The 13549-nt window shown below is 67.2% G+C and carries 10 protein-coding genes and 1 pseudogene; 5 read left to right on the top strand and 6 right to left on the bottom strand.

Translation table 11 applies throughout. From position 1 onward, the window contains the following. Positions 1 to 214: 214 nt before the first annotated feature. The 4 genes and pseudogenes from glcF to AC1DS0_RS10815 form a co-directional block, all read right to left on the bottom strand. Complete coding sequence (gene glcF / locus AC1DS0_RS10800; protein ID WP_476814341.1) at positions 215 to 1582, bottom strand: glycolate oxidase subunit GlcF; 1368 nt, start codon at positions 1580 to 1582, stop codon at positions 215 to 217. 190 nt (positions 1583 to 1772) lie between these two features. Next, entirely contained in the window at positions 1773 to 2960 is a 1188-nt protein-coding gene (locus tag AC1DS0_RS10805; RefSeq protein WP_476814342.1) for an FAD-binding protein, read from the bottom strand. Positions 2961 to 3141: 181 nt separating this feature from the next. Beyond that, positions 3142 to 3414, bottom strand: a pseudogene (locus AC1DS0_RS10810) (GIY-YIG nuclease family protein); the annotation flags it as partial. A gap of 165 nt (positions 3415 to 3579) precedes the next feature. After that, on the bottom strand, positions 3580 to 5016 hold the full coding sequence (locus AC1DS0_RS10815; protein ID WP_476814343.1) for an FAD-binding oxidoreductase: 1437 nt from the start codon (positions 5014 to 5016) through the stop codon (positions 3580 to 3582). A 168-nt stretch (positions 5017 to 5184) separates the two neighbouring features. Between AC1DS0_RS10815 and AC1DS0_RS10820 the strand changes: the two genes are divergently transcribed. From AC1DS0_RS10820 to AC1DS0_RS10840, 5 genes are all read left to right on the top strand, one after another. Continuing rightward, entirely contained in the window at positions 5185 to 6090 is a 906-nt protein-coding gene (locus tag AC1DS0_RS10820) for a LysR family transcriptional regulator (RefSeq protein ID WP_476814344.1), read from the top strand. 108 nt (positions 6091 to 6198) lie between these two features. After that, entirely contained in the window at positions 6199 to 7773 is a 1575-nt protein-coding gene (gene hisS, locus AC1DS0_RS10825) for a histidine--tRNA ligase (protein WP_476814345.1), read from the top strand. Positions 7774 to 7865: 92 nt separating this feature from the next. After that, positions 7866 to 8972 carry an ATP phosphoribosyltransferase regulatory subunit gene (locus AC1DS0_RS10830; protein ID WP_476814346.1) on the top strand — a complete coding sequence of 369 codons (1107 nt, stop codon included), beginning with the start codon at positions 7866 to 7868 and terminating at the stop codon, positions 8970 to 8972. Further along, positions 8969 to 9976, top strand: coding sequence for an ATP phosphoribosyltransferase (gene hisG, locus AC1DS0_RS10835; protein WP_476814347.1), 1008 nt, complete (start codon positions 8969 to 8971; stop codon positions 9974 to 9976). Before AC1DS0_RS10830 ends, hisG begins: the two co-directional genes overlap by 4 nt. Positions 9977 to 10150: 174 nt before the next feature. Beyond that, entirely contained in the window at positions 10151 to 10633 is a 483-nt protein-coding gene (locus AC1DS0_RS10840; protein ID WP_476814348.1) for an META domain-containing protein, read from the top strand. Between the two features lie 188 nt (positions 10634 to 10821). Here AC1DS0_RS10840 and AC1DS0_RS10845 read toward each other — a convergent pair whose 3' ends face one another. Further along, the gene (locus tag AC1DS0_RS10845) at positions 10822 to 12921 is read right to left on the bottom strand and encodes an ABC transporter ATP-binding protein/permease (RefSeq protein ID WP_476814349.1); all 2100 of its coding nucleotides are present in this window, start codon (positions 12919 to 12921) and stop codon (positions 10822 to 10824) included. Positions 12922 to 13052: 131 nt separating this feature from the next. Continuing rightward, positions 13053 to 13436, bottom strand: a complete 384-nt coding sequence (locus tag AC1DS0_RS10850) for a DoxX family protein (protein ID WP_476814350.1) — start codon at positions 13434 to 13436, stop codon at positions 13053 to 13055. Positions 13437 to 13549 lie beyond the last annotated feature (113 nt).

A 13549-nucleotide genomic window follows, 5' to 3' on the forward strand; every position in this document is an offset into this window, starting at 1 on the left:
GTCCTGACAATTGCCGGTGCGATCGGGCAGCCATGCGTCATTCCGGGGCGCCGCGAAGCGGCGAGCCCGGAACCCAGAACCGATGCCGATCGTGATTCCGGCGCTGCGGTCGACGCGCTTTTCCGGAGATGGCATCGGCTCTGGGTTCCGGGCTCAGGCCTGCGGCCTGCCCCGGAAAGACGGTGTGCTCGCCTCTGCAGCAGGCGCGGTCCGGTCATTCGGCCGCGACGACGCCAGCCGGAATAGCCTCCCCGATTCCAGCCTTGGCCAGCTTCTCCGGCAAGGGTCCACCGGTTGCCCAGTCGAGCAGTTCGGCGGTGTGCAGGATCGGCGTCGTCGCGCCGCGATCGGCAAACCCCTTCGCGATCTGGGTGATGCAGCCGATATTGCCGGTGGCGACGAGGTCGGGCTTGGTGCGCTGGATGTTGCCGACCTTGCGCTCGCGCAACTGCCCGGCGATCTCCGGCTGGAGGATGTTGTAGACGCCGGCCGAGCCGCAGCAGATATGGCCCTCCGGCACCTCCTTCACCCGGAAGCCGGCGCGCGCCAGCAGGCGCTTCGGCCCGTCCTTGAGCTGCTGGCCGTGCTGCATCGAGCAGGCCGAGTGATAGGCGACGATGAGATCGAAACTCCGGACCGGCGCGATCTCCAGCGTCTCGACGAACTCGGTCACGTCCTTGGCGAGGCCCGCGACCTTCGCCGCCTTCTCCGCATAGGCCGCGTCGTCGCGGAACATGAAGCCGTAATCCTTGATTGTCGTGCCGCAGCCGGACGCCGTGATCAGGATCGCATCCAGCCCTTCGCCCTCGATCTCGGCCATCCAGGCGTCGATATTGGCGCGGGCGAAGGCGAGCGCATCATGCTCGCGGCCCATATGGTGGACGAGCGCGCCGCAGCAGCCCTCGCCCTTGGGCAGCACCACCTCGACACCGTGGCGGGTGAGCAGGCGGATCGTTGCCTCGTTGATGCCGGGATCGAGCACCGGCTGGGCGCAACCTGACAGGATGGCAACGCGCCTGCGCCGCTCTCCTTCTGCCGGAAACGATGCCGGCCCCTCCATCGTCGAGCGGTCGGGCAGGCTCCAGGGCGCCAGCGCCAGCATCGCCTTCAGCCGCGCGCCGATGACGGGCAGGGCCCCGAGCGCTCCGGCCAACGGCTTGCCAAGCCGCGCCGCCAGCATGGCGAGGCGGAAGCGTCCGGGATAGGGCAGGATCGCCGACAGGATCGCCCGCAGCGTCCGGTCGGCGACGGGCCGCTCATAGGTCTCCTCGATATGGGCGCGGGCATGGTCGACCAGGTGCATGTAGTGCACGCCCGAGGGGCAGGTCGTCATGCAGGAGAGGCAGGAGAGGCAGCGGTCGACATGCTTGACCACGTCCGGCGTCGCCGGCTTGCCGCTCTCCAGCATGTCCTTGATCTGGTAGATGCGCCCGCGCGGAGAATCGAGCTCGTCGCCGAGCAGGAGATAGGTCGGGCAGGTCGCGGTGCAGAACCCGCAATGCACGCAGGTCCGCAGAATCTTCTCGGAGGCCGGAAGACGCGGGTCGGAGGCGAGAAGCTCGGGCGTGAAATTGGTCTGCATCGGTCAGGCTCGGATACGCGACGCCAAGCCCTCCCCCCTTGTGGGGGAGGGTTGGGAGGGGGGCATCGAGGGGGCTTTCCGGTGAGAGGAAGGCTGGTCAGCGGTCGAGCGCGGCATACCCCCCTCTCTAACTCTCCCCCACAAGGGGGGAGAGGACAGGTTGCGGCCGCCATAGTGACGATACGCCATCTCACACCCCCGCATACATCCGGCCGGGCTCGAACACGCCCTCCGGATCGAAGCTCTTCTTGATGCCCGCCGTCACCCGCATCAGCGGTTCGGAGAGCGGCTCGAAGACGGGAACCGCCGCCCGCACCGCATCGGGCGCTCGCACCAGCGTCGCATGGCCGCCGAGCGGCTTCAGAGCGGTGCGGATCGCTGCCGCTCCGGCATCGCCGTCGGCCGGCACGGCGAGCCAGACCAGGCCGCCGCCCCAATCGTAGAACCAGCGCGCGCCGGGTACCATGCGCGCGATCGCGGCGGTCGCTTTTGGCCCGTTGGTCGGTGCGAGCGAAAGCCGCCAGACGGCCTCCAGCGTGCCGGCGAAGAAGGCGGCGTCGCGCACCTCACGCCAGAGCGCGTCCGAGGCGCGGCCCTCGATCAGTTGGGGCCGGCCGTAGCCTTTGAGCAGGCGCGCAAGCTCGGCGGCGCGATAGCTGATCGAAGCTGAAAAATTCTCCAGCCTGAGCAGGGTGCGTGCGTGCTCCGCGCCGAGCCCGGCCGGCAGATGCGCTGCGGCCATGGGGTCGAAGGGGGAGCCGAGCGCGCCCGAGAGCAGCGCCACCGCCGCCTCGTCGCCGAGGTCCTCCCAGATCAGCGTCACCACGCGCTCCGGCCGCGGCAGCACGCGGAAGGTGACTTCGGTCAGGAAGCCGAGCGTGCCGAAGCTGCCGGAGACGAGCTTGACCAGGTCGAGGCCGGTGACGTTCTTCATCACCCGCCCACCGGATTTCACCAGCTCGCCGCGGCCGTTGATCAGCTTGATACCGATTAGGGAGTCGCGAGCGGCCCCAGCATTGATCCGCCGTGGGCCGGAGATGTTGCCGGCCGCGATCGCGCCGATCGTCGGCTCGCCTTCCGTGCCGAACAAAGCGCGGTGGTCCATCGGCTCGAAGGGCAGCATCTGGCCGCGGCTTGCCAGCGTCTCCTCGATCAGCTTCAGCGGCGTGCCGGCTTTTGCGCCGATCACCATCTCGGAGGGCTCGTACAGGGTGATGCCGGTGAGCTCGGCGCTGGAGATCGTGCTGACGGCGTTGTCCGGCCGGCCGAGGCCGGCGCGGGTGCCGCCGCCGCGGATGGCGAGCGGAACGCGCGCCTCGACGATCGAGGCAACGACGGCGCAGGCTTGCGCCTCTGTGGTGGGAGTGTGGAGCATCAAAGGCCTCCGCCGTCTGTCCGGGGCGGGCCGAAGGCCCGAGCCCGGAACCCAGAACCGATGCCGCGGATCAAAAGGTCTCCGGGATGGTTGAGCCTTGCCGATATCCGCCATCGGTTCTGGGTTCCGGGCTCTTCGCTTCGCGAAGCCCCGGAAAGACGGACGAGGTCCATCGCGCCAGCAATGGATAAAGATCGGCCCAAAGCGGGTTCTGCTCCTCGATCAATCTGACCTTCCAGTCGCGACGCCACTTCTTCATGTCCTTTTCGCGCTCGATGGCCTCCACTGCGGTTGGATATTCCTCGTACCAGACCAACTGGTCGACGCCGTATCTCCGCGAGAAGCCAGGGAGGATCTTGCTCTTGTGCTCGTGCACGCGGCGAGCGAGGTCTCGCGTTACGCCGAGATAGAGCGTTCCATGCTGCCCGCTCGCCAGCAGATAAACGGGGAACGGCAAGGCCATCCTCCGCCGTCTTTCCGGGGCTTCGCGCAGCGAAGAGCCCGGAATCCAGAACCGATGCCATTGAACAAATTGAGCGCTGCAGCGTCGAGCCTCTCATATCTCCACCATCGGTTCTGGGTTCCGGGCCCGCTGCTGCGCTGCGTCCCGGAATGACAGAGATCACGCTGCGATCCGCCCTTCGAGGGGGAACACTTTCGCCGGGTTCATCAGCCAGCGCGGATCGAACACCGCCCTGACCCGCTGCTGCTGGTGCAGATCGACCTCATTGAACTGCACTGTCATCAGGTCGCGCTTCTCGATGCCGACGCCGTGCTCGCCGGTCAGGCAGCCGCCGACCTCGACGCAGAGCCTGAGGATGTCGTTGCCGGCGTCCTCGGCCTTCTGCGCCTCGACCGGGTCGTTGCAGTTGTAGAGGATCAGCGGGTGGAGATTGCCGTCGCCGGCATGGAAGACATTGGCGACGCGCAGGCCATAGCCCTTGATGATCTCGTCCATGCGCTCGAGCACGAAGGGCAATTGCCCGGTCGGGATCGTGCCGTCCATGCAGATATAGTCGGCGATGCGGCCGGTCGCGCCGAAGGCGGATTTGCGGCCCTTCCAGATCGCCGCCGTCTCCATCGCCGACTTGCTCTCCTTGACCGTGCCGACGCCGTGCTCCCTGGCGATCGCGACGATGCGGGCGAGCTGGGCGTCCATCTCCGCTTCCGAGCCCTCGACCTCGATGATCAGCAGCGCGCCGCAATCCATCGGATAGCCGGCATGGGCGAAGGCCTCGCAGATCTCGATCGCCGGCTTGTCCATGAACTCCATCGCCACCGGGATGATGCCGGCGCCGATGATGGCGGCCACCGCCGCGCCAGCCTCGACGCTGGTCGGGAAGCCGAACAGCACAGGGCGCGCGCCTTCGGCCTGGCGCAGGATGCGGACCGTCGCCTCGGTGACGATGCCGAGCTGGCCCTCGGAGCCGACGATCAAGCCGAGCAGGTCGTAGCCGGGGGCGTCGAGATGGGCGCCGCCGATCTCGACGATGCTGCCATCCAACATGACCAGCGTGACCCCCAGTACATTATTGGTGGTGACGCCGTATTTCAGGCAATGGGCGCCACCCGAGTTCATCCCGATATTGCCGCCGATCGAGCAGGCGAGCTGTGAGGACGGATCGGGGGCGTAGAAGAAGCCGTCGGCCGAGACGGCGCCGGTGACGGCGAGGTTGGTGACGCCGGCCTGCACCTTCGCCACCCGGTTGGCATAGTCGATCTCCAGGATCCGGTTCATCTTGGAGACGCCGATCACCACGGCATCCTCCTGCGGGATCGCGCCGCCGGCGAGCGAGGTGCCGGCGCCGCGCGGCACCACCGGAACGCCAGCTTCAGAGCAATAGCACAGCACCGCAGCGACCTCCCGCGTGGTCGATGGCAGCACGACCGCGAGCGGCATGCGGCGATAGGCGGTCAGCGCGTCGGTCTCGTAGGGGCGCCGCTCGTCCTCGGAGGTGATCAGCGCATCCGGCGCGACCAAGCCGGCGAGGCCGGCGAGGATGGCGTCGCGGCGGGCGAGGATGCCGGCATCGGGCACCGGAAAGGCGATCGCACTCATGAAACTCCGTCCTCCGTCCCTCGCCAGTACCCGTCACGCTGGGCGGCCGAGGGCCGCGCCTCGCAGGATGGGGCAGGGCGCCTCGGCACGACTCTAGAATACTTCCACACGGGACGCAGCGGGAGTAACGTGCATGATTATTTCCAAAACAGAAAAGGTTGGGGACGCATGGACCGGTTCGGCGACCTCGACGTCTTCGCCCATGTCGTCACCGCCAAGAGCATGTCCGCCGCCGCGCGCGAACTCAACCTCTCGCCGGCCGTCATCTCCAAGCGCATACGTCGCCTGGAGGATCGTCTCGGCGTGCGCCTGCTCCAACGCACCACCCGGCAACTCTCGCTGACCGAGGCCGGCCAGGGCTTCTATGAGCGCGTCGTCTCGATCCTCGGCTCGATCGAGGAGGCGGAGGCCTGGGTCGCCAGCGGCGCAGGGCAAGCCCGCGGCACCCTTCGCGTCTCGGCGCCGACCTCGTTCGGGCGGATGCATGTCGCACCGCATCTCAAGCCCTTCCTCGATGGCAATCCGGCGGTGAATGTCGAGCTGATCCTCAGCGACGCCTTCGTCGACATCGTCGCGGATGGCTTCGACGTCGCGATCCGGATCGCCGACCTGCGCGATTCCAGCCTGGTGGCGAAGCGGCTGGCGCCGAACCACCGCGTGCTGTGCGCGACGCCGGGCTATCTCTCCGCCCACGGCACGCCCGGAACGATCGAGGACCTCTCGCGCCATACCCTCATTGCCCATAATGCCGACCAATGGCGTCTCGATGGGCCGGAAGGCCAGGTGACGGTCAAGATCAACGGCCAGCTGCGGACCAATTCCAGCGAAGTCGTGCGCGAGGCTCTGCTGGCCGGCGTCGGCATCGCCCTGCGCTCGACCTGGGATGTCGGGCCGGAGCTGAAATCAGGCGCCCTGGCGCGGGTGCTGCCGGCCTATTCGGTCGGCAAGCGCGTCGCCGTCTACGCGGTCTATCCGAGCCGCCGGCACATGGAGCACAAGGTGCGTGCCTTCGTCGACTATCTCGCCGAGCTTTACGGGGCGACGCCGTATTGGGATGAAGGATTGGCGCTTTAGCCGTCCACGCCGAGCCGGATTGCGCCGCCGTGCTTGCCCCTGGCAGCTCAGCGGGCTAACCCGCTGTCCAACGATTTCCAGCGCTTCCAGCATCCGAGATACGTACCCATGTCCGCCGACAAGTCCGCCCCTGCCAAGCTGAAGGCCCGCCAGCCGCGCGGTTTCGTCGATCGCGGCCCGGCCGATGTCGCCGCCACCGAGCGCATGCTCGCCGTGATCCGCGAGAGCTTCTCGCTTTATGGCTTCGATCCCGTCGAGACGCCTTTCGTCGAGTACACCGACGCGCTCGGCAAGTTCCTGCCGGACCAGGACCGGCCGAACGAGGGCGTCTTCTCCTTCCAGGACGATGACGAGCAGTGGCTGTCGCTGCGCTACGACCTGACCGCGCCGCTCGCCCGCTATGTCGCCGAGAATTTCGACGCGCTGCCGAAGCCCTATCGCAGCTATCGCGTCGGCTATGTCTTCCGCAACGAGAAGCCGGGCCCGGGGCGCTTCCGCCAGTTCATGCAGTTCGATGCCGATATCGTAGGCAGCGGCACGGTCGCTGGCGATGCCGAGATCTGCATGCTCGCCGCCGACACGATGGAGAAGCTCGGCATCAAGCGCGGCGACTATGTCGTCAAGGTCAACAACCGCAAGGTGCTCGACGGCGTGATGGACGCTGCCGGTATCGAGCAGGGCACGCGCCTGACGGTGCTGCGTGCGATCGACAAGGCCGACAAGTTCCCGCTCGACGAAATCCGCAAGCTGCTCCGTGACGGGCGCAAGGACGAGAGTGGTGACTTCACCAAGGGCGCGGGCTTGTCCGAGGCGCAGGCCGAGACGATTCTCCGCTATCTCGCCGTCGGCCAGCGACTCGCCGATCTCGGCAAGTCGACGGCCTCCGACAGCGCCAAGTCCGCCGAGCTGTCTGCCGAGGCGGTTGCGGAACTGCGCAAGCTGGTCGAGGGCGCCGAGAACGGCGTGGCCGGGATCGAGGAGCTCGAACAGATCAGGGAACTGGTCACCGCGGCGGGTTATCTCGGCCGCGTCATCATCGACCCCTCGATCGTCCGCGGCCTCGAATACTATACCGGCCCGGTCTACGAGGTGGAGCTGACCTTCCCGGTCACCAATGAGGACGGGCAGGTCGTGCGCTTCGGCTCGGTCGCGGGCGGCGGGCGCTATGACGGGCTCGTCGGTCGCTTCCGGCCGGAGCCCGTGCCGGCGACGGGCTTCTCGATCGGCGTCTCCCGACTCTATTCGGCGCTGAAGGCAGTGAAATCGCCGATCGTCGACCAGAAGAACGAATTGCCGCTCGTCGTCGTCACGGCGATGGACAACAAATCGCCGGAGTTCATGCCGGCCTATCAGGCTTTCGTGGCGCAGCTCCGGCAGGCGACGGTCCAGGATGGCAAACCGCTCTGCCGGGCCGACCTCTATCTCGGCTCGTCCGGCTTCAACGCCCAGATGAAATATGCCGACCGGCGCGGTGCGGTCTGTGCGGTGATCCAGGGCTCGTCCGAGCGCGAAGCCGGCACGGTGGTGATCAAGGACCTGATCCTCGGCGCCGAACTCGCCGCTGCCGGTCGCGATTTGAAGGACTCGGCCGAGCACAAGGAGCGGCAGGCGCAGGCGCAGTTTTCCGTGCCGGCGGGTGAGCTGGTCGAGGGGGTGAAGCGGGTCCTGGGGCGCTACGCCTGATTCCCGTTCACCCAATTCCCTAAAAACCGTCGAAAATCGCGGGCGTCCCTGCTAGGACGACGCCGCAACAGGGTTTTTGTAAAGTGCCGGCCATGCGCTCAAAGCTCGAGACCGTGATCGCGCCGTTCGAGCGCGAGGGCTATCGGCGCGCCGAGCCGGCGATCCTGCAGCCCGTCGAACCCTTCCTCGACCTCTCCGGCGAGGATATCCGCCGCCGCATCTTCCTGACGCAGGACGATGACGGGCGCGAATGGTGCCTGCGGCCCGAATACACCATCCCTGTCGCGCTGGCCCATATCGCTGCCCATGCCAGCGAGCCGGCCTCCTACGCCTATGCCGGCCCGGTCTTCCGCATGCGTGGCGCGAACGAGCCAAGCGAATTCGCCCAGGCCGGCCTCGAATCCTTCGGCCGCACCGACTTTGCTGCTGCCGATGCCGAGATCATGGCGCTCACGGTCGAGTCCGCCGCCGCGCTCGGCCTGGCCCGACCGCGCCTGCTGATGGGCGATGTCGCATTGCTCACCGCGCTGCTCGATCGGCTCGGCGTGCCGCAAGCTGCCCGTCGCCGGCTGATGCGCTCCGTCGCGCAGGGCAAGGGCGCCGACGCCGTCGCCGCGCTCGAGCCGCCGGTAAACGAGGTCGAGCACGCTCATGCCGGCTTGCTCAAGGCGCTGGAAGGGCAGGATCCCAAGGCCGCGCGCGCTTTCGTCCAGGACGTGCTCTCGATTGCGGGCATCTCGACCGTCGGTGGCCGCTCGGCTGGCGACATTGCCGAGCGCTTCCTGGCGCGGGCGGCCGAGCGCGACAACCCGGTCAATGGCGAGGCGAGCGGCGTTATCGCGCATGCGCTGGCGATCGGCGGCGATCCGGACGGCGCCTCCGCCGCCCTGCGCAAACTCGCCGGCGAGGCTGGACTCGATCTGTCGGCCGCGCTCGACGCTTTCGACGAGCGCACCGGCTTCCTCGCCGCGCGCGGTGTCGATGTCGCCAGCATCTCGTTCTCGGCCGGCTTCGCCCGCAATCTCGATTACTACACCGGCTTCATCTTCGAATTGCACGACCCGGCCCGGCCGGATTTGAAGCCGATTGCTGGCGGCGGCCGCTATGATGGCGTGCTCCAGCGTCTCGGTGCGCCTGCGCCGGTGCCGGCCGTCGGCGCCTCGCTCTGGCTCGATCGTCTCGCGGGAGGCAAGGCATGAGCGGGGCGGAGATAATGACGCAAGACCCGATCAACGACGCGCCTTTGGTCCTCGCCGTTCCCTCCAAGGGCAGGCTGCAGGAGAACGCCACCGCCTTCTTCGGCCGTGCCGGCCTCTCCTTCGTGCAGGCACGCGGCCAGCGCGAATATCGCGGCCAGATCGCCGGGCTCGGCGGGGCCGAGGTCGCTTATCTCTCGGCCTCCGAGATCGTCGCGCAGCTCTCTTCCGGCGCCGCCCATCTCGGCATCACCGGCGAGGATCTGGTGCGCGAGCAGGTCGCCGATGCCGATGCCAGCATGGTGCTGCTGGCGCCGCTCGGCTTCGGCCAGGCCAATGTCGTCGTCGCCGTGCCGCAGGCCTGGATCGATGTGCGCACCATGGCCGATCTCGACGACGTCGCCGCGACCATGCGTGCCCGCACCGGCCGCAAGCTGCGCGTCGCCACCAAATATGTGAACCTCACCCGCCGCTTCTTCGCCGGCCACGGCCTCGCTGACTACCGTATCGTCGAGAGCCTCGGCGCGACCGAGGGCGCCCCGGCGGCCGGCACCGCCGAGATCGTCGTCGACATTACCACCACCGGCGCGACGCTCTCTGCGAACGCGTTGAAGGTGCTGGACGACGGCGTGATCCTGGCCTCGGAGGCCAATCTCGTGGCGTCCGTGCGCGCACCCTGGGGCAAGCAGGCGCGGGAAGCGGCGGGCGCCATCCTGTCGCGCATCGCGGCGGAGGAGGAGGCGCGCTCGCTGCGCGAGGTCCGCGCCGTGCTCAACGCCGTCTCGCCGCAGCGGCTCGGCGAGATCGCGCACCGGTTCGGCGCGCGCCTGCCCTTCGGCACGGCCGGCGGCGACGGCGTCGTCACCTTGCACTGCCCGCGCAAGGCGGTGTTCCCGCTGGTCGAGGAACTGAGCAAGGCCGGCGCCGACGACATCACCGTACGGGCGCTCGATTATGTCTTCCGCCGCTCCAACCCGCTGATCGAGCGGCTGCTGGCGCGGATCTGACCCGCCGGATTCCCGACGCAATGTCCGGGTAATTCAGCCGGGCGAGGCGATTTCGGTGCAAGTCGTACCAAAAGCGGTGCGATCGAGACTTGCGCTCGCCACCACGATCGGTGCAGTGGAAAGTATCGGGTTCTCCTACGAGCTGTCGCTCTTTCCAATCGGGGTCTGGACCAGTTGAATACGCAGTCGCGCCTTGGCCTCCTGGCCGCCCTCGTTCTCTCCCTGTCGCCGGTGCTGGTGAGCGATGCGCTCGCCCAGCGTCGCCAGCAGATGCCGTCTCGTAGTGAGCAGCCGGGAGGGGAGGCTCCGCCGCCGAAACAGGAGAAGAACTTCCCGCTCGACGCCTCCTGGACAGCGATCCAGATGAACGGCAAGCCGATCAACGGCTTCCGGGCGACGCTGAAGGTCGACTCCAATCTGCGCGGCACCGGCTTTGCCGGCTGCAACACTTTTTCGGCCTCGGCCTATCCGCTGCGGCAGCAGGCCTTCGCCGTCGGCCCGATCGCGGTGACCAAGGCGGCCTGCGACAAGAGCGCCGCGGATTTCGAGCGCAGCTATCTGATGGCGCTGCGCACCGCCAAACAATGGGACATGGTCGAGGGCCGCCTCGTCCTCAAGACGGGTGCCGGCGAGATCCGCTTCGACCGCGGGATCTGAGGCAGCGCTCCGGCGTCATTCCGGGGCGCCGCGCAGCGGCGAACCCGGAACCCAGAACCGATGCCGGTTGTGGCAAAAGCGCGAGAGTGGATAGCTTTCTCCGAGCAGGGCATCAGTTCTTGATTCCGGGCTCAGGCCTTCGGCCTGCCCCGGAATGACGGTTGGGTGTTGCCTGTCCCTCTAATTGATCACTTCGCCTCTGCCATGACCTTCGCCTTCGGGCTGAAGGTGCCGTCGGCGTTCTTCTCCATCGCGACCAGCCCGTCATGCAAAGCGCGCAGTGTCGAGCGGTGGCCGATCGAGACGATGCTGGTCTGCGGCAGTTCGCGCCGGATCATCGCATAGATCTCGTTCTCGAGCGTCTCGTCGAGCGAGGCGGTCGCCTCGTCGAGGAAGAGCCAGTCGGGCTTGGCGAGCAGTGCGCGGGCGACCGCCAGCCGCTGCTGCTCGCCGCCGGAGAGGCGCTGGCCCCAGAGGTCGACCTCGTCGAGCCGCTCGGCGAGATGGCCGAGCTTGACCTTCTCCATTGCCGCCTGGATGTCGGCATCGCTGAAGGCGTTGGGCTCGGCCGGATAGGACAGCACTGCCCGCAGGGAGCCTTGCGGCAGGTAGGGCCGCTGCGGCAATAGCAGCATGTTCTGGCCGGCGGGCGTCGTGACCTTGCCCTTGCCGAACGGCCAGATGCCGGCGAGCGCCCGGAACAGGGTCGACTTGCCGGAGCCGGAGGGGCCGACGACCAGCGTCGAATGCCCGGCCGGCAGGGTCAGATCGGACGCGTTCACGATCTGCTTGCTGTTTGGCAGGGTGAGCGACAGCGTCTCGATCGTCGTGTCCTTGCCGGTCTTCTGCGCGATGTCGATCCCGGCGTCTGCGCCGCCGGCTCCCTGCGCTTCCGCCTGGGCGATCGCAGCCTCGAAGGTGGTGAGACGGTTGATCGAGGCGACATAGGAGGCGATCGACTGGTAGCGGTCGATGAAGAACGACATCGCCGTCTGCACCCGGTCGAAGGCCGAGGCGACCTGGGTCATGATGCCGAGCGTGATCTTGCCCGAGAAATAATGTGGCGCGAGCAGGATGTAGGGCACGACGACATTGGCCTGCGCGAAGGACAGGGTGAAGGTCGTCAGCCGCACCCGCGCCCAGACCAGCCGGTAAAAGTTCTGGACGATGTCACCGAAACGTTCGGTGAGGTGGCGTTGCTCGGAGGTCTCGCCGCGCATTAGGGCGATCTGTTCGGAATATTCGCGCAGCCGGGCCAGCGAGTAGCGGAAATTCGCCTCGCGCTTCTCCTGCTCGAACTCCAGGCCGATCATCGGCCGGCCGATGAGATGGGCGATCCAGGTCGCGGCGACCGAATAGATCAGCGCCATCCAGAAGATGAAGCCGGGAATGCTGATCTCGGTCCCTGGCACGACGCTGGCGACCGGGATCGACCAGAGGATGATCGAGAACGAGACCAGCGTCGACACCTGCGTCAGCAGTGGCAGGGCGAAGCTGTAGGTCTGGTTGACGAAGGCGCGCGTGTCTTCGGCGATACGCTGGTCGGGGTTGTCGGCGGTGTGGGCGAGCGAGACCCGGTAGTGATTGGCGTTGCGCAGCCAGGCCGCACTGAAGCTCTCCGCCATCCAGCGGCGCCAGCGGATCAGGAGCGTGTAGTTGGCAACCATCTCGATCAGGTTGGAGATGACGAAGATCGCCGCCCAGACGCTGAAGACGTAGATCAGCTGGTACCAGAAGGTCGCCGCGTCCTTCTCCTGGATCGCATTGTAGAAATCGCGATTGAAGAAGGAGAGGCGCAGCGAGATGCCGACCTGGATCTGGTTGAGCACCACGAGGAAGACCAGCAGCGCGATGCCGAGCCGGCCCGTGCCGATCGAGAAGGGCTTCACGGGCCAGAGCTGTGCCGTGGTCGCTTCCGGCGCCTCGAAATAGGGCGAAGCCAGCCGGGCGATGCGCCGGATCGCCGGGATGAACGAGATCCCGTAGACGAGGATGCCGAAGACGGCGATCGTCGTCGGCAGGCTCGCCGGCGGTGCGATCGCCTGCCAGCTGGCCGGCCAGAGCCCGGTTTGCGCCAGCACCGCGCCGGCACCGGTCGCCACGTATTCCACCGCGAAGATGACCGAGAAGATCTTCAGGAAGGTGCTGATCTCGGTTGCCCGGAAGGTGGCGAATGCCAGCAGCAGGCCGACGGCGCCGAGGCCGAGGATGCCGTGGCTGCCGCTTTGCTGGCCGACCACGAGCGCGATCACGGCAAGCGCGGCGACGGCGAAACTCAACAGGCGCATGGCATCGTCCTTGTCGGGGAATCAGCGCGGGAGACGCACTGCTTAGGAGAAAGCGTTGTAGATCAGCCCTGCGCACAAAAAAGGCCCGGCTCAAGACCGGGCCGCGCTTTTTCAGCGTTTTGTGATGGGCCTCACTCCCTGTCGACCGAATAGGCGCCTGCGCCGGCCGCGAACAGCACGAGGAAGCCGCCGGCGACCGACAGGTTCTTCATGAACAGGAGCTGCTGCATCGGCTGCGCCCAGTTCATGTGGAACAGCACTGTGGCGGCGAGGGTGAAGGCGCACAGGACAAGGGCGACGAGGCGGGTCTTGAAGCCGATGACGATCATCAGGCCGCCGAGCAACTCGACGATGATGACGAGCGGCAGCAGGATACCGGGCACGCCGGCCGAGGCCATGTAGCCTTGCGTACCGGCATAGCCGCTGATCTTGGACCAGCCGGCGAGCACGAACATCAGGGCGAGCAGGATGCGGCCGACCAGTTTGGCGGCATCGCCCAGGGCAGGGTTGTTCATGAAAAGGACCCCCGAAAGCATGAGCGCGGCAGGATGCCGCACCAGTCGCGATCTAGGACCTACAACCAAAGTCGACGCAAGCCTGCGGGCGCTCGTAGCTGTGCAAAGCGGCT

It is taken from the genome of Allobosea sp. P4_H5, from assembly GCF_056400825.1.

Excerpts from the sequence above, each read along its gene's own strand:
- glcF (WP_476814341.1), bottom strand. The coding sequence starts at position 1,582 with ATGCAGACCAATTTCACGCCCGAGCTTCTCGCCTCCGACCCGCGTCTT.
- AC1DS0_RS10815 (WP_476814343.1), bottom strand. The coding sequence starts at position 5,016 with ATGAGTGCGATCGCCTTTCCGGTGCCCGATGCCGGCATCCTCGCCCGC.
- AC1DS0_RS10820 (WP_476814344.1), top strand. The coding sequence starts at position 5,185 with ATGGACCGGTTCGGCGACCTCGACGTCTTCGCCCATGTCGTCACCGCC.
- hisS (WP_476814345.1), top strand. The coding sequence starts at position 6,199 with ATGTCCGCCGACAAGTCCGCCCCTGCCAAGCTGAAGGCCCGCCAGCCG.
- AC1DS0_RS10830 (WP_476814346.1), top strand. The coding sequence starts at position 7,866 with ATGCGCTCAAAGCTCGAGACCGTGATCGCGCCGTTCGAGCGCGAGGGC.
- hisG (WP_476814347.1), top strand. The coding sequence starts at position 8,969 with ATGAGCGGGGCGGAGATAATGACGCAAGACCCGATCAACGACGCGCCT.
- AC1DS0_RS10845 (WP_476814349.1), bottom strand. The coding sequence starts at position 12,921 with ATGCGCCTGTTGAGTTTCGCCGTCGCCGCGCTTGCCGTGATCGCGCTC.
- AC1DS0_RS10850 (WP_476814350.1), bottom strand. The coding sequence starts at position 13,436 with ATGAACAACCCTGCCCTGGGCGATGCCGCCAAACTGGTCGGCCGCATC.